The organism is Streptomyces spongiicola (genome assembly GCF_003122365.1).
Classification (GTDB): domain Bacteria; phylum Actinomycetota; class Actinomycetes; order Streptomycetales; family Streptomycetaceae; genus Streptomyces; species Streptomyces spongiicola.
In genome coordinates, this window is record NZ_CP029254.1 from 6,870,017 (window position 1) to 6,891,598 (window position 21,582).

Genomic DNA, 21,582 nt, shown 5'->3' on the forward strand with positions numbered 1-21,582 from the left:
GCCCGGTGGACGGCTCCGTGACGCGGATCCCCGACTTCTCCGAGGTCGCCCTCGGCCCGGGCACCCCGGCCGCCGGGGTGACCGAGGAGCAGTGGCGCGCCGCCGTCAAGGAGCACACCGGCAGCAGCGCCGACGACCTGGTCTGGGAGACACCGGAGGGCATCGGCGTCAAGCCGCTCTACACCGGCCGCGACCTGGAGGGCCTGGACTTCCTCGGCACCTACCCGGGCGTGGCGCCCTATCTGCGCGGCCCGTACCCCACGATGTACGTCAACCAGCCGTGGACGATCCGCCAGTACGCGGGCTTCTCCACCGCCGAGGAGTCCAACGCCTTCTACCGGCGCAACCTCGCCGCCGGCCAGAAGGGCCTCTCGGTCGCCTTCGACCTGCCCACCCACCGCGGCTACGACAGCGACCACCCGCGCGTCACCGGCGACGTCGGCATGGCGGGCGTCGCCATCGACTCGATCTACGACATGCGGCGGCTCTTCGACGGCATCCCGCTGGACCGGATGACGGTGTCGATGACGATGAACGGCGCCGTACTGCCCGTGCTCGCGCTCTACATCGTCGCCGCGGAGGAACAGGGCGTACCGCCCGAGAAGCTGGCGGGGACCATCCAGAACGACATCCTCAAGGAGTTCATGGTCCGCAACACCTACATCTACCCGCCGCGCCCCTCGATGCGGATCATCTCCGACATCTTCGCGTACACCTCGCAGCGGATGCCGCGCTACAACTCCATCTCCATCTCCGGCTACCACATCCAGGAGGCCGGCGCCACGGCAGACCTGGAGCTGGCCTACACCCTCGCCGACGGGGTGGAGTACCTGCGCGCCGGACGGGACGCGGGTCTCGACGTGGACGCCTTCGCGCCGCGCCTGTCCTTCTTCTGGGCGATCGGCATGAACTTCTTCATGGAGGTCGCCAAGCTGCGCGCGGCGCGGCTGCTGTGGGCCAAGCTGGTCAGGCAGTTCGATCCGCAGAACGCCAAGTCGCTGTCGCTGCGCACCCATTCGCAGACCTCCGGCTGGTCCCTCACCGCGCAGGACGTCTTCAACAACGTCACCCGCACCTGCGTGGAGGCCATGGCCGCGACCCAGGGCCACACCCAGTCCCTGCACACCAACGCCCTCGACGAGGCCCTGGCGCTGCCCACCGACTTCTCCGCCCGCATCGCCCGCAACACCCAGCTGGTGCTCCAGCAGGAGTCCGGCACCTGCCGGGTGATCGACCCCTGGGGCGGCAGCGCGTACGTCGAGAAGCTCACCCACGACCTGGCACGCCGTGCCTGGCAGCACATCAGGGAGGTCGAGGCGGCCGGCGGCATGGCACAGGCCATCGACGAGGGGATCCCCAAGCTGCGGGTGGAGGAGGCGGCGGCGCGCACCCAGGCCCGGATCGACTCCGGGCGGCAGCCCGTCATCGGCGTCAACAAGTACCGCGTCGGGAGCGACGAGGCGATCGACGTCCTCAAGGTCGACAACTCCTCCGTGCGCGCCCGGCAGATCGCCAAGCTGCGCCGGCTGCGCGAGGAACGCGACGAGACCGCCTGCCGGGACGCGCTGCGCGCGCTGACCGAGGCCGCCGGGCGGGACTCCGGTGCCGGACCCGAGAGCAACCTGCTGGCGCTCGCGGTGAACGCGGCCCGGGCGAAGGCGACCGTCGGGGAGATCTCGGACGCCCTGGAGAAGGTGTACGGACGGCACGCGGGCCAGATCCGTACCATCTCCGGCGTGTACCGCAACGAGGCAGGGGAGTCGCCCTCCGTGGAACGCACCAGGAGCCTGGTCGACCGCTTCGAGGAGGCGGAAGGCCGCCGTCCGCGCATTCTCGTCGCCAAGATGGGCCAGGACGGCCACGACCGCGGCCAGAAGGTGATCGCGTCCGCCTTCGCCGACCTGGGCTTCGACGTGGACGTCGGCCCGCTGTTCCAGACCCCGGCCGAGGTGGCCCGGCAGGCGGTGGAGGCGGATGTACACGTCGTGGGCGTCTCCTCGCTCGCGGCGGGCCATCTCACCCTCGTCCCCGCGCTGCGCGAGCAGCTGGCGGAGGAGGGCCGCGAGGACATCATGATCGTCGTGGGCGGGGTGATCCCGCCGCAGGACGTGGCCACCCTGCTGGAGATGGGGGCGACGGCGGTCTTCCCGCCCGGCACGGTCATCCCCGACGCCGCCCACGACCTGGTCGAGCGCCTGGCCGCCGCGCTGGGCCACGACGGGCGGTAGCCGCCGATGGCCAGGGAATTCGACGTCGACGCGTACGCCAAGGGTGTGCTCGACGGGAAGCGGGCGGCCGTCGCCCGCGCCATCACGCTCGTCGAGTCCAGCCGGCCCGACCACCGCGCCGCGGCCCAGCGGCTGCTGACCGAACTGCTGCCGCACAGCGGCGGCGCACGGCGGATCGGGGTCAGCGGAGTGCCGGGGGTGGGCAAGTCCACCTTCATCGACGCCTTCGGCACGATGCTGACCGGGCTGGGGCACCGGGTGGCGGTGCTGGCCGTCGACCCGTCGTCCACCCGCACCGGCGGCTCCATCCTCGGCGACAAGACGAGGATGGAGCGGCTTTCCGTCGACCCCGCGGCCTTCGTGCGGCCGTCGCCCTCGGCCGGCACCCTGGGCGGGGTGGCCAAGGCGACCCGCGAGTCCATGGTGGTGATGGAGGCGGCCGGATACGACGTGGTCCTGGTGGAGACGGTCGGCGTCGGCCAGTCGGAGACGGCGGTCGCCGGGATGGTCGACTCCTTTCTGCTGCTCACCCTCGCCCGGACCGGCGACCAGCTCCAGGGCATCAAGAAGGGCGTGCTGGAACTGGCGGACGTCCTCGCGGTCAACAAGGCCGACGGCCCGCACGAGCGCGACGCCCGGGCCGCGGCGCGGGAACTGGCGGGCGCGCTGCGGCTGATGCGTCCCCACGGTCTCAGCGCCGCCGGACCCGGGGACACCCCGTCGGCCGACGCCGCCTGGACCCCGCCCGTGCTGAGCTGCAGCGCCCGGGAGTCCCGTGGGCTCGACACCGTCTGGGACCGGCTGGAGCAGCACCGCGCGCTGCTCGACGCGGACGGCCGTCTGATCGCCAAGCGCCGTGAGCAGCAGGTCGACTGGGCCTGGACGATGGTGCGGGACGAACTCCTCGGCCGCCTCCACTCCCATCCGGGGGTCCGGGCCCTCGGCCCCGCACTGGAACAGCGGGTACGCGACGGCGAACTGACGGCGACCCTCGCGGCGGAGCGCATCCTGGAGGCGTTCGCGGGGGAGGGGTGAACGGGGTGAACGGGGTGACGCGCCGGGGCCTGGGCGCCGTGGTGCCGTGGCGAGGGCGTGAAGGCGCGGGGGCGACCGGTGCACGCGGGCCGGGGCTTGCGGGGCGTGCGGTGTGACCGGAGCGCGCGGGGCGTGCGGGTGTGCGGGTGTGCGGGTGTGCGGGGCGTGCTCGCCCGGGCCACCGGGTACGGCATCGTGCCGGTGCGGGGCTTGCGGGGCTTGCGGGGCTTGCGGGGCTTGCGGGGCGACCGGAGCGCGCGGGGTGTGCGGGGCCTGTGGTGCGACCGGAGCGCGCCGGGTGTGCGGGGCCTGTGGTGCGACCGGCAGGCGTCGGGCGATCGGGACGCGTGTGACGACCGGCGCGTGCAGGGTCACCGGTGTGCACGGGGCCCACAGGGTGGTCGGTGCACATGGGGTGTGCGGGGCCTGTGGTGCGACTGGAGCGCGCGGGGTGATCGTGTACGCGGAACCTGCGGCGCGTCAGTGGATGCCCTGCCGCCGGTCCGGCCGCGAGCACGCCCCGCCCCTGGGTGGCTGAACTCCGTCAGCGTGCCAGCGCGAGCATCACCAGCCGGCGCCACTTCAGCCGGGGCCGGGCGTGCGGGACTCCGGGCCGGTGGCGGGGCACTCGCACGCGCAGGGCGCCGGGCCTGACGGTGCAGCGGACCGGGACGGGCATCGTCACGGCCTCCCCGTCCACGCCGACCCGTACCTCCGGTGCGTCGGCGTCGACGACGACCTCGCGGGCGGTGAGCGCCGTGAAACCGGGCGAGCGTTCGCCGCGCAGCAGCCCGGCGGCCTGGGCGGCGCTGTCCACGGTGACGCCGAGGACGCCCAGGACGCCGCGGTCCAGGCGGTCCCGGCGGGCGACCGAGGCCCGGTCCCCGGCGCGGTAGGGGTTGTTGCTCACCAGGACCGCCTGAGGGGAGGACAGCGTCGTCCCCGCAGCCCGCACCGTGAGCCGCGGTCCCGCGCGGTGCGTCAGCACGTCGGGGAACAGGTCCAGCGTGGTGCCGACCTTGTCCTCGCGGTATGCGTCGCTCTGTACGACCAGCGCATAGGCCCCGAAGGACGCGTTGTTGACGAAGACCCGGCCCCCGACGGTACCGAGGTCGACGGTGAGTTCGACCCCGTCGGTCAGGGCGTGCAGCGCCTTCGACGGGTCGTCGCGGTCGAGTCCCAGATCCAGGGCGAAATGGTTCCGCGTGCCCGCGGGTACCACCATGAACGGCACGCCCGCCTCCGCCGCGACCCCCGCTACCAGGGCCTGGGTACCGTCACCGCCGGCCACCCCCAGCAGGTCGGCGCCGCCCGCGACGGCCTCCCGTGCCACCGCCGCGACATCGCTCGGGTGGTCCGGGTCCAGCAGGAACACCTCGGCTCCCGCGCGTTCGGCCCGCTCCCTCAGCCCAAAACCCGCCACCTTCCCGCCGCCCGAGCGCGGGTTCATGATCAGGAACGGCCGGGTGGGACGCCGTGTCGCCACCGCGGGCCGGGCCTGGTGCCGGGCGTCCAGGGCGAGCGCCTCCCACCCGGCCGAGGCGGCCACCGCCCCGAGGACGAGGCACAGCACCATGACCCACAGCACCCCCGAACGGACCTGGAGCCAGATGACGGTCAGCGGGGCGGCCGACGCCAGCAGAACCGCCAGCACCCGTACGGCTCCCCGCCGGGTCAGCGCCCACCACAGAGCGGCCGCCGTCACCGCCGTCCCGGCGAGTACCAGCAGCACCATCGCGATACCGCCGAGCCCGGAGGCCACCAGCAGCACCACGACGGCGGCCGCCGCGAGGACCGCCAGCCGCGCGCTCCACCGCTGGGCCCGCACCGCCCGCGTCCTGCCGTCGTCGTCCATGCCACCTCCGGTCGGTGTCCCTTCCCGGCCCACCGGGCCCCTCCTCTTCCCCCGGTCGCTCCTCGTCCGGCGAGGTTCTCTCGTTCAGCCGTCCTCTCCGTGTCTCATCCGGTAGCGCATGCTCCGGCCGGCACCTCCGCCTCCTTCCCGTTCTCTCCGCCTCTCTCCGGTTTCTTCAGGGTCCCCCGGTTCGTCGGGTCCCCGGTCCCCCACGGCCCCTCAGGGATGTCCCCTGCCGTCCACTCCTACCGTCATTGCACAACCGCACGGAGGGTGCCGCCTCTCCTGCCGCCCCCGCGCAGTGCCTTCCGCGGCCGCCTTTCCCCGCGCAGTGCCTTCCCCCGCGCAGTGCCTTCCGCGGCACGGGGATGCGGGGCGCGGGGGCGTGGGGGTGCCCGGCGGGGCCCCGGGGCCGTGGCCGTCTGCCGCGGCCGTTGGCGATCATGAATGGGCGCTGGGATCATGAAGGCCGACGAACGGACGGCACGGCGGTGGAACCCATGGCCGAGGACGCCCAGCTGCACCCCAGCGGCGACCCGCTGCTGGCCGCGAAGTTCGCGGTACCCGCCGTACCGCCTGCCTTCGTGGCCCGGCAGCGCCTGCTGGACCGGCTCACCGAGGGAGCCCGTGGCCCCCTCACGGTGATCACGGGGCCCGCGGGCGCGGGCAAGACCACCCTCGCCGCGTCCTGGCATGCGGCGGACCTGGCGCCCGGTCCGGTGGTCTGGCTCACGGTGGAGAGCGACGACAACGCGCCGGGTGTGTTCTGGGCCTATGTGCTCGGCGCCTTCCGCTACCACCGGGTGCCCCTCCCCGACGGGGTCGGCAGCCCGGCGAGCGCCGACAACGTCGACCACTCGCTGATCGTGCGGCTGGCCGGCGCCCTCGCACAGCTGCCCGAGCCGGTGGTGCTGGTCCTCGACGGGCTGGAACACGCCGGCGTCCACGGCATCGCCGCCGAGCTGGACTTCGTCCTCGCTCACGCCGGGCCGTCCCTGCGGCTGGTCCTCCTCGGGCGGGTCGACCCCGCGCTGCCCCTGCACCGCTACCGGGCCGAGGCCCGGGTCTGCGAGATCCGCGGGTCGGAACTGGCGTTCACGCCGCGCGAGACGGCGCAGCTGCTGCGCTGCCACGGGCTCACGCCCTCCCAGGAGAGCGTCGGTGTCCTCACCGAACGAACCCAGGGCTGGGCCGCCGGTCTCCGGCTGTGCGCCCTCGCGATGCAGCGGGCCGAGGACGCCGAGCACTTCGCCCAGTCCTTCGCAGCCTCGCAGAACGCCGTATCCGACTACCTCACGGCCGAGGTCCTGGCGGCCCAGCCGACGGCGACACAGGACCTGCTCGTCCGCACCAGCATCCTCACCCACGTCCACCCGGGGCTCGCCGACGCCCTCACCGGACGCGACGACGGCGAGCGCATCCTCGGCAGGCTCGTCCGCGACAACGCCTTCGTCGAGCCGATCGGCGACACCTCCTGGTACCGCTGCCACCCGCTGTTCGCCGAGGTGCTCCGCGCCCATCTGCGCAGCCGGGGCCCGGCGCTCGCCGGGCCGCTGCACCGCGAGGCCGCGCGCTGGCTCGAATCGCACGACAGGCTGACCGAAGCGATAGAGCACGCGGCCGCGGCGGACGACTGGCCGTACGCCGCCGGTCTGCTCGTCGACCGGCTCGCCGCGGGACGCCTCCTCACCGGTCCGGAAAGCCATCGTCTCGAACGGTTGTTCAGTTCGATGCCGGACGGACTGCCCGGTACCGCGCCCGCCCTCGCCGCGGCCGCCTGCGCCCTGGCCCGCGGGGACGAGGCCGCCGGCCGCAAGCACCTCGCGGGCGCTCGTCCGAGCGGCGGCGCAGCCCCCGAGATCCTGCTCACCCGGGCGCTGCTGGCGCTCCTCACCGGGGCTGACACCGGGACGGGCACCACCGTCCCCCCGAAGTCCGTCCCCCAGAAGACCGCCCCCCCGAAGACCGTCCCCGCGGAGACCGTCCCCGCGGAGGACGGCGACGGCGGGGAGCCCACCGTGGCGGACCGTGCCCCGGACCGCGGGGAACCCGACGCGGACCGCGCGGAACCCGACCCGGACCGCGAGGTACGGATACTGATGGGACGGGTCGACCGAGCGCTGCTCGCCCGGCATCCCGAGATCGAGGCGCTCCGCCGCTACGGCCGGGGCCGGGCCCTCCTCGCCGCGGGACACGGCTCCGAGGCACGGGAGGCGTTCGCCGCAGCCCTGGCCTCTGCGACGGACGAGCAGACCTGGACGGTCCGCTACCACTGCCTCGGTGCGCTGGCTCTGGCCGAGGCCGCCGGCGGACTGCTGCGGGAAGCCGAAGCACACGCCCGGGACGGGCTGACGGCCGCCGAGGAGCACGGCATACCCCTCGACCGCCGCACGGCACGCTGCCACCTCGCCCTCGCCGCGGTCGCCGCCGACCGCGGCGACCCCACGGCCGCCGGCCGGTACCTCGACGCGGCCCGCGCCCACGCTCCGGCCCACGACGTACCGGCAGCGGCCGAGGCCGCGGTGCTCCGCTGCCGTCTCGAACTCGCCCACGGACGAACTGCGGCGGCCCTGTCGGCGCTCGACGACGCCCCCGTCTCGGCCGACGGCCCGGCCCGCGCAGGGGGAGAGGCGGCCGCCCGTATCGCCGTGGCCCGCAGCTCGGTCCATCTGGCCCGCGGCGACCCGGCAGCCGCGCTCGCCGCACTCGGCGAGGCGCCCGTGGGCAGCCCGGCGCTCACCGTCGCCGCGGCCGCCGCCCGTCTCGCCGACGGAGACGGCGGACAGGCGGGCCGGCTGCTCGCCGGGCTACCCGACGGCGAGCGGGTCCCTCCTGCCGTCCGGGTACGCGCGCAGCTTCTCGAAGCGGAGTCGGCGGTGGCCGGCGGGGACACCGCGAGGGCGGTGCCGCTCGTCGCCGCCGCGGTGCGCACCGCGCGGCCGCACGGACTGCGCGCCCCGTTCACCGAGGCCGGCCCGTGGCTGCGGCATCTGCTCGCCCGCGCGCCCGGACTCGCCGACGCCGGGGCCTGGTTGACGGGACGGTCGGCGGGCGCGGGGAAGCGGCCCGGTCGAGGTGCCGGAACCCGCTCCGGCCCGGACGGCCCGGCACACGGGGTCCCCCTGCTCGTCGAGCAGCTCAGCCCCCGCGAGCGCGACGTCCTGCGGTGCGCCGCGCAGACGATGTCGACGGACGAGATCGCCGCCGAGCTGTTCCTGTCCGTCAACACCGTCAAGACGCACCTGAAGAGCGTCTACCGCAAGCTGGCGGTCTCCCGCCGCAGCGAGGCGGTACGCCGCGCCCGGGACATCGGTCTCCTCTGATCGGCGGCGGACCCCGCTCGGCCCGGTGGTTCCGGATGGGCTCGGCCCGGTGGTTCCGGACCTGCTCTGGCCGGTGGTCCTGGACCTGCTCTGGCCGGTGGTTCCGGACCGGTTCGGCTCGGTGGTCCCGGATGGGCTCGGCCCGTCCGACCGCTGCCGTCGCCGTGGCTGCCCGGCACATGCCCGTCTCCGGGGGCGGGGGGCCGCACCGGGCCGGTCCGCGACGGCCGCGGTGCGCTTGCCCGCCGGGATCGGCGCCGCCCGCCGGGCGCCGGGTCACCTCGTGCGGGTGATGCGGGGCCGCCGCGCGCGACGCCACCATGCAGCAAGAGCCCTCAGCGCACGGGGAAGTGCTCGCATGCGATACGAGTTCCGCGTCTCCGGTCATCTGTCACCGCCCGTCGCCGGTGCCTTTCCCGAACTCGACGAAGTGACGGTGCCGGAGGAGACCGTCCTGTACGGGCCCGTCACGGACGAGGCACATCTGTACGGACTGCTCGTACGCTTCCAGGACCTCGGCCTCCGCGTGGTGGAGCTGCGCCGGCTGCCCGACTGAGCGGGTTGCCCGACCGCGCCGCCGGCGCCGATGCGCCGCCGGCACCGCCGCCCCACCGGCACCGCCGCCCCACCGGCACCGATGCGCCGCCGCACGGCCTCGGGGCCCGCAGATGAGCTGGAGCCCGCGCCGTACGGCGGAGCCGGTGTCCGCCGTACGGACGGCGAGCGCCCGCTGCCGGGGACGGGCCGCTCGGGGACGTGGGCTCGTTCCGGGACCGGGCCGAGCCGTGCGGGGAACCGCTGTCCGACCGTGCGAGGCTCCTGCCGGGAGCGTCTGCCGCTCTCTCCTCACCGCTCACCCGCTCGGCGGCGTACGGGCAAGTCGGCGGCGTACGGGCGGGCCCGCGGCGTACGGGCCGGCCGGGTGTGTACGGGCCGGCGGGAAAGGCCGGCAGTCGGCTTCCCTACCGTGGCGGGCCGCCCGGGTGAGTGCGGGCCGGCGGCCAGGGGGAGGACACGGCGGGCCCGCGCCGGGGTCCGGCGGGGTCGCCACGGCGATGAACCCGGCCGCCCCCGGCTGCTCCGACCGCCGCTTGATTCACCCGTGCGGGGTGAGGGAACCGCCCGCCCGCCGTCCCACACTGACGGCGAGCGGACATCCGAGGTCCGACGGGAACGGCAGGAGGACGGAGATGGACGACGCGGTCGACCTCGCTTACGACTATCCGGTTCTGGGCGCGTTCTGGACCGTGATGTGGATCTTCCTGTGGGTCGTGTGGCTGGTGCTGCTCTTCCGTGTCTTCGTGGACATCTTCCGCGACCACGAGATGAACGGCTGGGCCAAGGCGGCCTGGATCGTCTTCATGCTGCTGATTCCCTTCCTCGGCGTGCTGATCTACGTGATCGTCCGCGGCAAGGACATGGGCAGGCGCGAGATCCAGCATGCGCAGGAGCAGCAGGAAGCCTTCAACGCGTACATCCGGCAGACCGCCAAGGGCGCCGGTACGGGGGACGAGCTTGCCCGGCTCTCCGAACTGAGGTCCAAGGGGGACCTGAGCGAGGAGGAGTTCCAGCGAGCCAAGGACAAGCTCCTGAGTTGAGGACGAGGGGACATCATGACCGAACCGACCACCGCACACTCCAAGCGCTACTTCGCCTGGGCCGGAGGCCTGACGATGTTCGCCGGAGTGGTCCTGATCATCGCCGGATTCCTGGACTTCTTCCGCGGAATCATGGGCATCGCCAACGACGACGTGTTCGTCGCGACGCCCGGCTACGTCTTCCGGTTCGACCTCACCGCATGGGGCTGGCTGCATCTGATCTTCGGGATCGTCGCAGTCGCGGCCGGTTTCGCCCTCTTCAAGGGCGCCCTGTGGGCGCGGATCCTCGGCATCGCCCTGGCCGGGGTGCTGCTGGTCGTCAACTTCCTCTCCCTGCCGTACTACCCGCTGTGGTCCCTGGTCGCGATCGCCCTCTACATCGCGATCATCTGGGCCCTGTGCGTCGGACGGTCGGAGGAGGAGAAGATCTGACGCTCCGCCGGTCCGCCGGTCCGCCGGTCCGCTGGTCCGCCGGTCCGCTGGTCCGCCGGTCCGGCGGACCGCCCGCGGTTGCCTCCGGCGCCCGCGGCAGCACGGCGGCTGTGCAGCGAGGACCGCCAGGACCGGCAGGACCGGCAGGACCGCCAGGGCCGTCCGGGCCGTCCGGGCCACCGGGCCACCGGTCCACCGGGCGGTCCTCACGGTTCTCACGGTTCTCGCGGACACCGACAGCGGCCGGGGCAGCGCTTCCACCGGCCGAGCGGGGGCCGGTCCCCGTGCCAGTCGGCCCGGTCGGTGAGCGCCACCGAGGGACGGGGCGTGGGCGCCGCCCGCCCCAGGACTCCCGCGGGCGGTACGCCGGTTCCCGGTACGCCGGTGTCCGGTGCCCGGTATGCCGGCGCCTGGCCCGGTATGCCGGTGCCGCCGGCGACCGGCGACCGTCCGGGTCGTGCCCACGCGCACTCGGACAGGCGCGCACAGCGCGCGCGAGCAGGGGGCCCGGGCTGCAATGGACGGGTGACGCCGACTCCCGACGACTGCCTCACACGCAACGAGTGGATCTGCGGCGCCTACCTCTCCAGCCGCCGCGAGATCCTCTGGGACGCCACTCTCCAGCACCTCCAGCTGACGTTCGTCTCCGTGGCCCTGGGACTGCTCGTCGCCGTGCCCCTCGCCGTGGCTGCCTGCGGCCGGCGCTGGGCCGCCGGCCCCGTGCTCGGGCTGACGACGATCCTCTACACGATCCCGTCCCTGGCGATGTTCTCGATACTGCTTCCGGTGTACGGGCTGTCCGCCTCGCTCGTCATCGCCGGACTCGTGCTGTACTCCCTCACCCTGCTGGTCCGCAACATCCTCGCGGGACTCCGTGCCGTCCCCGCCGAGACCCGGCAGGCCGCGCGCGGCATGGGTTACGGGCCGGCGCGGCAGCTCCTGGCCGTCGAGCTGCCGCTGGCCCTGCCGGCCGCGATGGCCGGGCTGAGGATCGCCACCGTGTCCGCCGTATCACTGGTCACCATCGGCGCGATCGTCGGCTTCGGCGGGCTGGGCAACCTCATCTACTCGGGAATGAACACCTACTTCAGGGCGCAGGTGCTGACGGCCTCGGTGCTCTGCGTGCTCATCGCCGTGGCCGCCGACATCGCCCTGCTGGGCGTCCAGCGGGCGCTCACCCCGTGGACGCGGCCGTCACGGCGGGCCGCCGCGTGAACACGCTCGCCCAGACCTGGGACTGGCTGACCAGCTCCGCCAACTGGTCGGGCCAGGACGGTGTGTGGCGCCGCCTCGGCCAGCACCTCTACCTCACATCGGTCTGTCTGGCGATCAGTTGCGCGATCGCCCTCCCCGTGGCCCTCGTACTCGGCCACCTCGGCAGGGGCGGGGCCCTCGCCGTCAACATCTCCAACGCGGGCCGGGCCGTACCGACCTTCGCGGTCCTCGTCCTGCTGCTGCTCAGCCCGATCGGTACGTGGGGCGACTGGCCCACCATCGTCGCGCTGGTGCTGTTCGCCGTGCCGCCGCTGCTGACCAACGCCTACGTCGGCATGCGCGGTGTGGACCGGGACGTGGTGCGCGCCGCGCGGGGGATGGGCATGACCGGCCCCCAGACACTGCTCGGCGTCGAACTCCCGCTGGCGGCGCCGCTCGTCCTGACGGGACTGCGGACCGCGGCCGTCCAGCTCGTGGCCACCGCGACCGTCGCGGCGCTGGCGGGTGGCGGCGGGCTGGGCCGCGTCATCACGGCGGGCTTCCAGCTCGCCTCCACCCCGCAGGTGGTCGCCGGCGCGGTGCTCGTCGCCGCCCTCGCGCTGCTGGTGGAGGGGGTCTTCGTGGCCGCTGAACGGTACGCGCCCAGGTGGGCCGGGAGGCCGGCGGCATGAGGCCCCTCCCCGCCCTCCGCATCCTCCCCGCCCTCCGCGCCCTCCGCGCCCTCCGCGCCCTCCGCGCCCTGTGCGCCCTCCGCGCCCTGTGCACCGTCCCCGCCCTTCGCGCACTCCTCCGCGTACTCCTCTGCGCCACCCTGCCGGTCCTGGTGGCCGCCTGTGCCACCGGGCCCTCCCTGGAGGACCGGGGACGGGTGACCGCTCCGCCCGGGGACAGCAGGCACCTGACGATCGGATCCGCCGGCTTCACCGAGAGCGATCTGCTCGCCCGGATGTACTCCCTGCTGCTCGAACATGCCGGGTACCGCACGAAGGTCATCTCCGTCTCCAACCGGGAGATCTACGAACCCGCCCTGGAGAGCGGGCAGATCGACGTGGTCCCCGAGTACGCGGCCACCTTCGCCGACTGGCTGAACGCCAGGACCCACGGCCCCGGCGCGCCGCCCGTCGGCTCGCCAGATCTCCGCGCCACCGTGCGCGCACTGCGCTCGCTCGCCGAACCGCGCGGACTGACGGTCCTCGACCCGGGCCGGGCCGTCGACCAGAACGCCTTCGCCGTCACCGGGGAGTTCGCCCGTGCCCACCATCTGCGGACCCTCAGCGACCTGGGTAGGTCCGGGATCCCCGTGCGGCTGGCGGCCGGTGACGAATGCGTCCGGCGGCCGTACTGCGCGCCCGGGCTGGAGAAGACCTACGGCATCCGTATCAGCGGGATCGACCCCAAGGGCGTCGGTACCACACAGGCCAAACAGGCCGTTCGGTCCGGCCGTGACCAACTGGTCCTCACCACCACCACCGACGCCACCCTCGACGAGTTCGGTCTGGTGATCCTGGAGGACGACAAGCACCTCCAGAACGCCGACTACATCGTCCCCGTCGTCAACCGGTCGCGGGCCGGCGGCCCTGCGGTCACAAAGGCCCTCGGCAGGCTGAACACGGTCCTCACCACGCAGGACCTCTCCCGGCTCAACGAGCGGGTCGACAGCTGGCGCAGGCTGCCCGAGGACGTCGCGCGGCAGTACCTGCGCTCCAAGGGCCTGCTCCCGGAGTGAGACCCGGACGGGAGTCACCCAGGACCGGTACTTACCGGCACTTACCCGTACGGACCAGTGCGGAGAGGTACGGGCCGGTACGGAGAGGCCTGGACCGGTATGGAGCGGTACGGAGATGCCCGGAGCGGTACGGAGAGGTGGGGAGCGGTACGGAGAGGTGGGGCGGTGCGGAGAGGCGGGGAGGGTCCCGGGTGCGGCGCGGGTGCGGCCCGGGCGGACGGTCCACGGGCGGCTCACACGTCCGCCACGGACTCGAACTCCACCTGGTCCCTGCCCACCCCCAGGGCCTCGGCACCCACTGAACGGCGCAGTGCCTCGTGGAGCTTCGCCGGGGTCAGCACCCCCGCGAACCGCTCCCCGTCCACCACCGCCACCCATCCGGCGTCGTGCTGGAGCATCTCGCCGAAGGCACGCTTCAGCGGAGCCCCCAGCGGTACCCACGCCTCCATCCGACAGGTCAGGTCGCCGACCGTGCCCCGGTCACCGGCCAGGGCCAGGGACTCGGCGGACACCCAGCCGTGCAGGTCCCCAGCGGCGTTGAGCACGACCGCCCAGCGGGCGTCCGCGGCACGCAGCCGGGCCGCCGCGACGCCGGCCGGTTCGTCCGGGCGCGCCACCGGGGGCTGCTCCAGGGAGTCCTCGTCGATCTCGGTCACCGAGAGCCGCTTCAGCCCCCGGTCCGCCCCCACGAAGCGTGCCACGTAGTCGGTCGCGGGGGCGCCGAGCACCGCGCCTGGAGTGCCGAACTGCTCGATACGGCCGTGTCCGTACACGGCGATGCGATCGCCCATCCGCACCGCCTCCTCCAGGTCGTGGGTGACGAGCAGCACGGTCTTGCGGACGGTCGCCTGAAGGTTCAGGAACTCGTTCTGAAGGCGTTCCCGGACGACGGGGTCGACGGCGCCGAACGGCTCGTCCATCAGAAGGACGGGAGGATCGGCCGCCAGCGCCCGGGCCACCCCGACCCGCTGGCGCTGGCCGCCCGAGAGCTGCTCGGGATAGCGGTCCCCGTAGGTCTTCGGATCCAGGCCCACCAGGTCGAGGAGTTCCGCGGCCCGGGCCCGGGCCCTGCGCCGCTTCCAGCCCAGCAGGGACGGCACGGTCGCGGTGTTGTCGAGGACCGTCCGGTGCGGGAAGAGGCCGACCTGCTGGATGACGTAGCCGATGCGGCGGCGCAGCCGCACCGGGTCGACCCGGGAGACGTCCTCGCCGCCCACCAGGATCCTCCCGGACGTGGGTTCGATCAGCCGGTTGACCATCATCATCGTGGTCGTCTTACCGCAGCCCGACGGGCCGACGAGCGTGACCAGTTCCCCCTCGGCGACCTCGAAGGACAGCCCGTCCACGGCGGTCGTCCCGTCCGGGTAGACCTTGCAGACCTCCTCGAACCGGATCATGCGTCCACGCTAGGCGCGCGGCGCGCGGGACGCACATGGGACCGGCCCCCGGAATCCGGCACCTCTCGTGTTTCCGGCACCTCTCGTGTTTCCGGCACCTCTCGCGTTTCGGGCCCCACCGGCGCTTCCGGAACTTCTGGCACCTCCGGCGCTTCTGGCGTTTCCGGCGCTTCCGGCACCCGAATCCGGCGGCCCGGTCCGGCACCGTACCGGGCGGCCCGGTGCACCTGAGGGGCGGCCCCGGCCGGCTGATGCCCGGAGCGACCCCCGCCCGGCCGTGTGATGCGCTGCCCGCCGTGTGATGCGCTGCCCGCCGTGTGATGCGCTGCCCGGCTTTGTGGTGCACTGGGCGGGCGGGCAACGCACCATCGGCGACCACACAGCAGGAGCGCGCAGTGACCAGCTACCGGCAGCCGGGCCTCGTCCTCACGGACCGCCACTTGACCGTTCCCCTGGACCACGCCGACCCCTCCGGGGAGCGGATAGCGCTCTACGGCCGCGAGATCGTCTCCAGCAGCCGCGCCGGGGCCGATCTGCCCTGGCTGGTGTACCTGGAGGGCGGGCCCGGCTTCGGTGCGCGGCGCTTCCCCGGCAAGCAGGCGTGGCTCGGACGCGCGGTGCAGGAGTTCCGCGTCCTCCTGCTCGACCAGCGCGGCACCGGACTGTCCTCGCCCGCCAACCGCCAGACCCTGCCCCTGCGCGGCGGCCCCGAGGAGCAGGCCCGCTACCTTTCGCACTTCCGTGCGGACAGCATCGTCCGGGACTGCGAGGCGGTGCGCGCACAGCTGACCGGCGGCGCGCGCTGGACGGTACTCGGCCAGAGCTTCGGCGGATTCTGCGCGACCCACTACCTCTCGACCGCGCCGGAGGGGCTGAAGGCGGTGCTGATCACCGGCGGACTGCCCTCGCTGGACGCGCGGGCCGAGGACGTCTACCGGGCGGCCTACCCCCGCGTCCAGCGAAGGAACGAAGCCCACTACGCCCGCTACCCGCAGGACGTGGAGCGTGCCCGGCGCATCGCCGAGCACCTCGCGACCGGGCGGACCGTCCTGCCCGGCGGGTACGTCCTCACCCCTGCGGCGTTCCAGTCGCTGGGGAGCCGGCTCGGCACCGGCGACGGCAGCCACCAGCTCCACTACCTGCTGGAGAACGCCTTCGTCCGTACCGCCGACGGCGACGAGCTCTCCGACGCCTTCCGGCACGGTGTGCTCTCCGCCCTCTCCTACGCTGCCCATCCGCTGTACGCCGTGCTCCACGAGGCCATCTACGCCCAGGGCGCGGCCCCCACGGCCTGGGCGGCCGAACGGGTGCGCGCCGAGTTCCCGCAGTTCGACGCGGAGAAGGCGCTGGCGGGCGACGGGCCCCTGCTCTTCACCGGGGAGTCCGTCCACCCGTGGCACTTCGAGACCGACCCCGCCCTGCGGCCCCTGCGCGAGGCCGCGGAGATCCTCGCCGCGCGTACCGACTGGCCCGCGCTCTACGACGCCGAACGCCTCGCGGCCAACGAGGTCCCGGTCGCCGCCGCCGTGTACCACGACGACATGTACGTCGACACCGCACACTCCCTCGCGACGGCCCGCGCCGTCCGGGGGCTGCGCACCTGGGTGACCGACGAGTACGAGCACGACGGTGTGCGGACGTCCGGTTCCCGTGTGCTGGACCGGCTGCTCGCGCTGGTCCGGGACGAGGTGTGAAGCGGCGCCGCAAGCCGCCCCCGGCGAGGTGTACGGGGGCGGCCGGGGATCCGGCGGCACGACAGCGGACCGGCTCGGAGGGATGACGCCGGGGCGCGCGGGCACCGCGGCTACGCTCCCCGCATGACCGATCCGACCGATCCGACCGATCCGACCGATCCGACCGGTCCTCGACTCGAACCACTACCGGCCGACTGGCAGCGGGCGCTTGCCGTCGTCGCCCACCCCGACGACCTGGAGTACGGCTGCGCGGCCGCAGTCGCCGACTGGACGGACGCGGGCAAGGAGGTCGTGTACCTCCTGGCCACCCGCGGTGAGGCCGGCATCGACACCGTCGCCCCCGCCGAGTGCGGGCCGCTGCGGGAGCGCGAGCAGCGGGCCGGCGCCGCGGTGGTCGGGGTGAGCACGGTGGAGTTCCTCGGACATCGGGACGGCGTCGTCGAGTACGGCACTGAGCTGCGCCGTGACATCGCGGCCGCGATCCGGCGCCACCGCCCCGAACTGGTCGTCACCCTCAACCACCGGGACACCTGGGGCCCTGCCGTCGGCGGCGCCTGGAACTCGCCGGACCATCGGGCGGTCGGCCGGGCCACGCTGGACGCCGTCGGTGACGCGGGCAACCGGTGGATCTTCCCCGAACTCCTCGCCGGGCACGGCCTGGAGCCCTGGGACGGTGTCCGCTGGGTGGCGGTCGCCGGCTCGCCGACCCCGACCCACGCCGTGGACGCGACGGCCGGACTGGAGCGCTCCGTGCTGTCGCTGCTTCAGCATCGCGGCTACCTCCAGGTCCTGACGGACCGAAATCCCGAGGTGTACTGCCGGGAGTTCCTGGTGGGTGCCGCCCGGGCGGTGGCACCCCGGTTCGGCGGGGTGCCCGCGGTCGCCTTCGAACTCTTCCCCCGGTGAGGGCCTGTCGCTCCACCGGCCCGTGACCCGCGTTCCCCCGTTCCGCCGGCCCGTGACCCGCGTTCCACCGTTCCACCGGCCCGTGACCCGCGTTCCACCGTTCCGCCGACCCGTGACCCGCGTTCCCCCGATCCGCCGACCCGTGACCCGCGTTCCACCGGGCCGGGTGCCGTTCACGCCATGCCTCCGGGCGTGGTGTCCCGCCGCCGTGTCACCGCTGCCGTCACCGCCCCGCAAGTCCGCTCACCCGGCGTCCCTGCGGGGCCCACTCGGTCCGTGCGCCGTCCGCGTCCAGCCTGAACGCCGTACGAGCACCGCGCCGAGGACGATCAGCGCGAGGCCCAGCCGGATCGGCGTGGAGCCGAGGGCGAGCACGACGACGCCGACGGGCACCAGACGGGCGGAGGAGGGCGCCCGTGCCGCGACCGCGAGTGCCGCGACCTCCCGCGATGCGACCTCCCGCGATGCGTCGCACACCGCGCGACCTCCCGTGCGGGACCACCCGTGCCGGCCACCCCTGCGGTGCTGCCCGTGCCGGCCACCCCTGCGGGGAGAGGGAGCGGGAGCGGGCGCGTGGTAGCGCGGGGTGGTCGTGGCCCGGGCGCGCGGTGCGATCGGGTCCGGCCGGACAACGTCCGGGAGAGACTGTTCCCAGGGAATCAAGCGACCGCTTAGTATGCAGCAGCAGTGCCACGACGTCCCACACACCGCGGAGGCCCCTGATGCAGGCATGGCGAGTGCACCGGAACGGCGAGCCGGGCGAGGTGATGCGCCTCGAGGAGACCGGCCGCCCAGAGCCCGGAGAGGGGCAGGTCCTGCTCAGAGTGCGCGCCGCCAACGTCAACTTCCCCGACGCTCTGCTCTGCCGCGGCCACTACCAGGTGACCCCGCCGCTGCCCTTCACACCGGGCGTGGAACTGTGCGGCGAGACCGAGGACGGCCGCCGCGTCATCGCCACCCCCGCCCTGCCGTACGGCGGGTTCGCCGAGTACGCCGTCGCCGACGAGGCCGCCGTGCTGCCCGCACCGGACTCGCTCGACGACGCCGAGGCGGCGGCCCTGCACATCGGATACCAGACCGGCTGGTTCGGCCTGCACCGCCGGGCGGACCTCCAGGAGGGTGAGACGCTGCTCGTGCACGCGGCCTCCGGCGGCGTCGGCAGTGCGGCCGTCCAGCTGGGCAAGGCCGCGGGCGCCCGTGTCATCGGCGTCGTCGGCGGCCCGGAGAAGGCCGCCGTGGCCCGCGAAATCGGCTGCGACCTGGTGATCGACCGGCATGCGGACGACATCGTCGCCGCCGTGAAGGACGCCACCGGCGGCCGCGGCGCCGACGTCGTCTACGACCCCGTCGGCGGCGACGCCTACGGCAAGTCCGCCAAGTGCGTCGCCTTCGAGGGCCGCATCGTCGTCGTGGGATTCGCGAGCGGGACCATCCCCAGCCCTGCGCTCAACCACGCGCTGGTGAAGAACTACTCGATCGTCGGACTGCACTGGGGCCTCTACAACCAGAGGGATCCCCGGGCCGTGCTCCGCTGCCATGAGACCCTCACCGGCCTGGCCGCCAAGGGACTGATCAGGCCGCTGGTCAGCGACCGGGTCCCGTTCGAGAACGCCGCCGGGGCCGTCCAGCGCGTCGCCGACGGCACCACCACCGGGCGCCTCGTCGTCCTCCCGGGAGGAGTGGGGGCATGACCGACGCCGCCGAACTGCGCCTGCGCGTCCGTGAGTTCCTCGCCGCGCACCCGCCCGCCACCACTGAGCGGAGCGACTTCCTGAGCGCCCGCTTCGACGCCGGCCTCGCCTGGGTGCACTACCCGGCCGGACTCGGCGGACTCGGCGCGGCCCGCTCCCTGCAGGCCGTCGTCGACGCGGAACTGGAGGCCGCCGGCGCCCCGGACAACGACCCCCGCCGCATCGGCATCGGCCTCGGGATGGCCGCGCCCACGATCCTCGCGTACGGCACCGAGGAGCAGAAGAGGCGGTTCCTGCGGCCGCTCTGGGCCGGTGAGGAGGTCTGGTGCCAGCTGTTCAGCGAACCCGGCGCGGGCTCCGACCTCGCCGCGCTCGGCACCCGCGCCGTCCGGGACGGCGCCGGCGGCGACTGGATCGTCAACGGCCAGAAGGTGTGGACCTCCAGCGCGCACATCGCCCGCTGGGCCATCCTCATCGCCCGCACCGACCCGGACGCCCCCAAGCACCGCGGCATCACCTACTTCCTGTGCGACATGACCGACCCAGGGGTCGAGGTCCGTCCACTGCGCCAGATCACCGGCGAGGCCGAGTTCAACGAGGTCTTCCTCACCGATGTGCGGATCCCCGACGAACGGCGGCTCGGCCCCGTCGGCGAGGGCTGGAAGGTCGCCCAGACCACCCTCATGAACGAACGCGTCTCCATCGGCGGCATGCGGCTGCCGCGCGAAGGCGGAATGATCGGCCCCGTCGCCCGCACCTGGCGCGACCGCCCTGAGCTGCGCACCCACGAACTCCACCAGCGCCTGCTCACCCTCTGGGTGGAGGCCGAGGTCGCCCGGCTCACCGGCGAACGGCTGCGCCAGCAGCTCGCCGCGGGCCAGCCCGGCCCCGAGGGATCGGGCATGAAGCTGGGCTTCGCCCGGCTCAACCAGGAGATCAGCGGCCTCGAGGTGGAACTCCGCGGCGGCGAGGGCCTGCTGTACGACGACTGGACCATGCGGCGCCCCGAACTGGTCGACTTCACCGGCCGCGACGCCGGATACCGCTATCTGCGCTCGAAGGGCAACTCCATCGAGGGCGGCACCAGCGAGGTGCTGCTCAACATCGTCGCCGAACGGGTGCTCGGACTGCCCCCCGAGCCCCGCAACGACAAGGACGTCCCCTGGAAGGACCTCGCGCGATGAGCACTCAGCCCGACCTTCTCTACTCCGAGGCCGAGGACGACCTGCGGGCCGCCGTGCGCTCCCTGGTCACCGGCCGGTCCGACCACACGGCCGTCCTCTCACGCGCCGAGTCGGGAACGCCCTACGACGACGGGCTGTGGCAGTCCCTCGCCGCCGGGATCGGGGCCGCGGGACTGCTCGTCCCCGAGGAACTCGGCGGCCAGGGCGCCGGTCACCGCGAGGCCGCCGTGGTCCTCGAGGAACTCGGCCGGGCGGTCACCCCCGCGCCCTACCTGACCGGTTCGGTGATCGCCACCGAGACACTGCTCGCCCTCGGTGCACAGGACGGCGAGGCCGCGGGGCTGCTCAAGGAACTGGCCGCCGGCCGAACGGTCGCGGTCCTCGCCCTGCCGCTCTCCGCCTCCGCGGACTCCCGCCTGCCCACCGGGGCGACCGTGACGGGCGTCGCCGACGCCGCTGCCGCCGACGTCCTGCTGGCACTCCGGGCGGACGGCCTGTACGCGGTGCGGCGAGGCGAAGCGACGGTCGAACCGCTCACTCCGCTCGACCTCACCCGCCCTCTCGCCGCCGTCACCACCGCGGGGGACTCCGGCACCCGGCTCGCGGACGCGGAACAGGCCCGCGCCGCGGTGCGCCGCGGGCTGCTCGCCGGCGCCGGGCTGCTCGCCTCGGAGCAGCTGGGGATCGCCGAGTGGTGCCTTGAGGAGACGGTCCGCTACACGCGCGACCGCCACCAGTTCAACCGCCCCGTGGGCTCGTTCCAGGCGCTGAAGCACCGGATGGCGCAGCTCTGGCTCGATGTGGCGGGAGCGCGCGCGGCGGCGCGCAACGCCGCGGACGCCCTCGCGACCGGAAGCGCCGAGGTGCCGCTCGCGGTCTCCGTCGCCCAGGCGCACTGCTCACGGGTGGCGGTGCGCGCAGCGGAGGAGTGCGTCCAGCTCCATGCCGGCATCGGCATGACCTGGGAGCACCCGGCACACCTGTACCTCAAGCGGGCCAAGGCGGACGAGATCGCCCTCGGCACCCCGGGCCGCCACAAGGAGTCGCTGGCGGAACTGGTCTCGCTGCCCGGTCCGCTGTGACGGGTCGGGTCGGGACGGTACGGGACGAGACGAGACGGGACACCGGGACGGGGTAGGGCCGGCCCCGTACCGGACCGCGGTCCGGTACGGGCCCCCGGTCCGCTCACCCCCGCGCTGCCGCTGCGGCGCGCATCGACCTCGCCGACCTCGCCGACCGCGTCGACACCGGCGACCCCGTCGGGGCCTACCGAGCCTCCTCGCCGCCCACGACCGCTG

The 21,582-nt window shown here is 74.0% G+C and carries 17 protein-coding genes; 14 read left to right on the top strand and 3 right to left on the bottom strand.

Annotation, left to right across the window (positions count from 1 at the left end):
* Positions 1 to 5 precede the first annotated feature (5 nt).
* Together scpA and meaB are read left to right on the top strand one after the other, a co-directional pair.
* On the top strand, positions 6 to 2,228 hold the full coding sequence (gene scpA / locus DDQ41_RS29850) for a methylmalonyl-CoA mutase (RefSeq protein ID WP_109297253.1): 2,223 nt from the start codon (positions 6 to 8) through the stop codon (positions 2,226 to 2,228).
* Between the two features lie 6 nt (positions 2,229 to 2,234).
* Positions 2,235 to 3,263: a methylmalonyl Co-A mutase-associated GTPase MeaB gene (gene meaB / locus DDQ41_RS29855; protein WP_109297254.1), complete on the top strand. Its 1,029-nt coding sequence runs from the start codon at positions 2,235 to 2,237 to the stop codon at positions 3,261 to 3,263.
* A 544-nt stretch (positions 3,264 to 3,807) separates the two neighbouring features.
* On the opposite strand, the gene DDQ41_RS29860 is transcribed toward meaB, so the two are convergent.
* Positions 3,808 to 5,118 carry a diacylglycerol/lipid kinase family protein gene (locus tag DDQ41_RS29860; protein ID WP_109297255.1) on the bottom strand — a complete coding sequence of 437 codons (1,311 nt, stop codon included), beginning with the start codon at positions 5,116 to 5,118 and terminating at the stop codon, positions 3,808 to 3,810.
* 500 nt (positions 5,119 to 5,618) lie between these two features.
* Here DDQ41_RS29860 and DDQ41_RS29865 point away from each other — a divergent pair, with 500 nt between their 5' ends.
* From DDQ41_RS29865 to DDQ41_RS29895, 7 genes are all read left to right on the top strand, one after another.
* On the top strand, positions 5,619 to 8,441 hold the full coding sequence (locus tag DDQ41_RS29865) for a helix-turn-helix transcriptional regulator (RefSeq protein WP_109297256.1): 2,823 nt from the start codon (positions 5,619 to 5,621) through the stop codon (positions 8,439 to 8,441).
* A gap of 358 nt (positions 8,442 to 8,799) precedes the next feature.
* The gene (locus DDQ41_RS29870) at positions 8,800 to 8,997 is read left to right on the top strand and encodes a hypothetical protein (protein WP_109297257.1); all 198 of its coding nucleotides are present in this window, start codon (positions 8,800 to 8,802) and stop codon (positions 8,995 to 8,997) included.
* A 634-nt stretch (positions 8,998 to 9,631) separates the two neighbouring features.
* The gene (locus DDQ41_RS29875) at positions 9,632 to 10,039 is read left to right on the top strand and encodes an SHOCT domain-containing protein (protein WP_027732726.1); all 408 of its coding nucleotides are present in this window, start codon (positions 9,632 to 9,634) and stop codon (positions 10,037 to 10,039) included.
* A gap of 15 nt (positions 10,040 to 10,054) precedes the next feature.
* Entirely contained in the window at positions 10,055 to 10,471 is a 417-nt protein-coding gene (locus tag DDQ41_RS29880; protein WP_109297258.1) for a DUF7144 family membrane protein, read from the top strand.
* Between the two features lie 525 nt (positions 10,472 to 10,996).
* Positions 10,997 to 11,686: an ABC transporter permease gene (locus DDQ41_RS29885; RefSeq protein ID WP_109297259.1), complete on the top strand. Its 690-nt coding sequence runs from the start codon at positions 10,997 to 10,999 to the stop codon at positions 11,684 to 11,686.
* Positions 11,683 to 12,357, top strand: coding sequence for an ABC transporter permease (locus DDQ41_RS29890; RefSeq protein ID WP_172607799.1), 675 nt, complete (start codon positions 11,683 to 11,685; stop codon positions 12,355 to 12,357). The genes DDQ41_RS29885 and DDQ41_RS29890 overlap by 4 nt, the downstream gene beginning before the upstream one ends.
* On the top strand, positions 12,354 to 13,412 hold the full coding sequence (locus DDQ41_RS29895; RefSeq protein WP_109298013.1) for an ABC transporter substrate-binding protein: 1,059 nt from the start codon (positions 12,354 to 12,356) through the stop codon (positions 13,410 to 13,412). The genes DDQ41_RS29890 and DDQ41_RS29895 overlap by 4 nt, the downstream gene beginning before the upstream one ends.
* A gap of 233 nt (positions 13,413 to 13,645) precedes the next feature.
* Here DDQ41_RS29895 and DDQ41_RS29900 read toward each other — a convergent pair whose 3' ends face one another.
* Positions 13,646 to 14,809 carry an ABC transporter ATP-binding protein gene (locus DDQ41_RS29900; RefSeq protein WP_109297261.1) on the bottom strand — a complete coding sequence of 388 codons (1,164 nt, stop codon included), beginning with the start codon at positions 14,807 to 14,809 and terminating at the stop codon, positions 13,646 to 13,648.
* 395 nt (positions 14,810 to 15,204) lie between these two features.
* Here DDQ41_RS29900 and DDQ41_RS29910 point away from each other — a divergent pair, with 395 nt between their 5' ends.
* Both DDQ41_RS29910 and DDQ41_RS29915 read left to right on the top strand, forming a co-directional pair.
* On the top strand, positions 15,205 to 16,503 hold the full coding sequence (locus tag DDQ41_RS29910) for an alpha/beta fold hydrolase (protein ID WP_109297262.1): 1,299 nt from the start codon (positions 15,205 to 15,207) through the stop codon (positions 16,501 to 16,503).
* Between the two features lie 123 nt (positions 16,504 to 16,626).
* Entirely contained in the window at positions 16,627 to 17,409 is a 783-nt protein-coding gene (locus tag DDQ41_RS29915; RefSeq protein ID WP_109297263.1) for a PIG-L deacetylase family protein, read from the top strand.
* Positions 17,410 to 17,652: 243 nt separating this feature from the next.
* Here the strand turns inward: DDQ41_RS29915 and DDQ41_RS29920 are convergent, their stop codons facing one another.
* Positions 17,653 to 17,886: a hypothetical protein gene (locus DDQ41_RS29920; RefSeq protein ID WP_262508620.1), complete on the bottom strand. Its 234-nt coding sequence runs from the start codon at positions 17,884 to 17,886 to the stop codon at positions 17,653 to 17,655.
* A gap of 245 nt (positions 17,887 to 18,131) precedes the next feature.
* On the opposite strand from DDQ41_RS29920, the gene DDQ41_RS29925 reads away from it, so the two are divergent.
* The 3 genes from DDQ41_RS29925 to DDQ41_RS29935 are packed head-to-tail and all read left to right on the top strand — an operon-like array spanning position 18,132 to position 21,366.
* Positions 18,132 to 19,100: an NADPH:quinone oxidoreductase family protein gene (locus tag DDQ41_RS29925; protein WP_109297264.1), complete on the top strand. Its 969-nt coding sequence runs from the start codon at positions 18,132 to 18,134 to the stop codon at positions 19,098 to 19,100.
* On the top strand, positions 19,097 to 20,284 hold the full coding sequence (locus DDQ41_RS29930) for an acyl-CoA dehydrogenase family protein (RefSeq protein WP_109297265.1): 1,188 nt from the start codon (positions 19,097 to 19,099) through the stop codon (positions 20,282 to 20,284). Before DDQ41_RS29925 ends, DDQ41_RS29930 begins: the two co-directional genes overlap by 4 nt.
* Positions 20,281 to 21,366, top strand: coding sequence for an acyl-CoA dehydrogenase family protein (locus DDQ41_RS29935; protein WP_109297266.1), 1,086 nt, complete (start codon positions 20,281 to 20,283; stop codon positions 21,364 to 21,366). Before DDQ41_RS29930 ends, DDQ41_RS29935 begins: the two co-directional genes overlap by 4 nt.
* Positions 21,367 to 21,582: the final 216 nt, after the last annotated feature.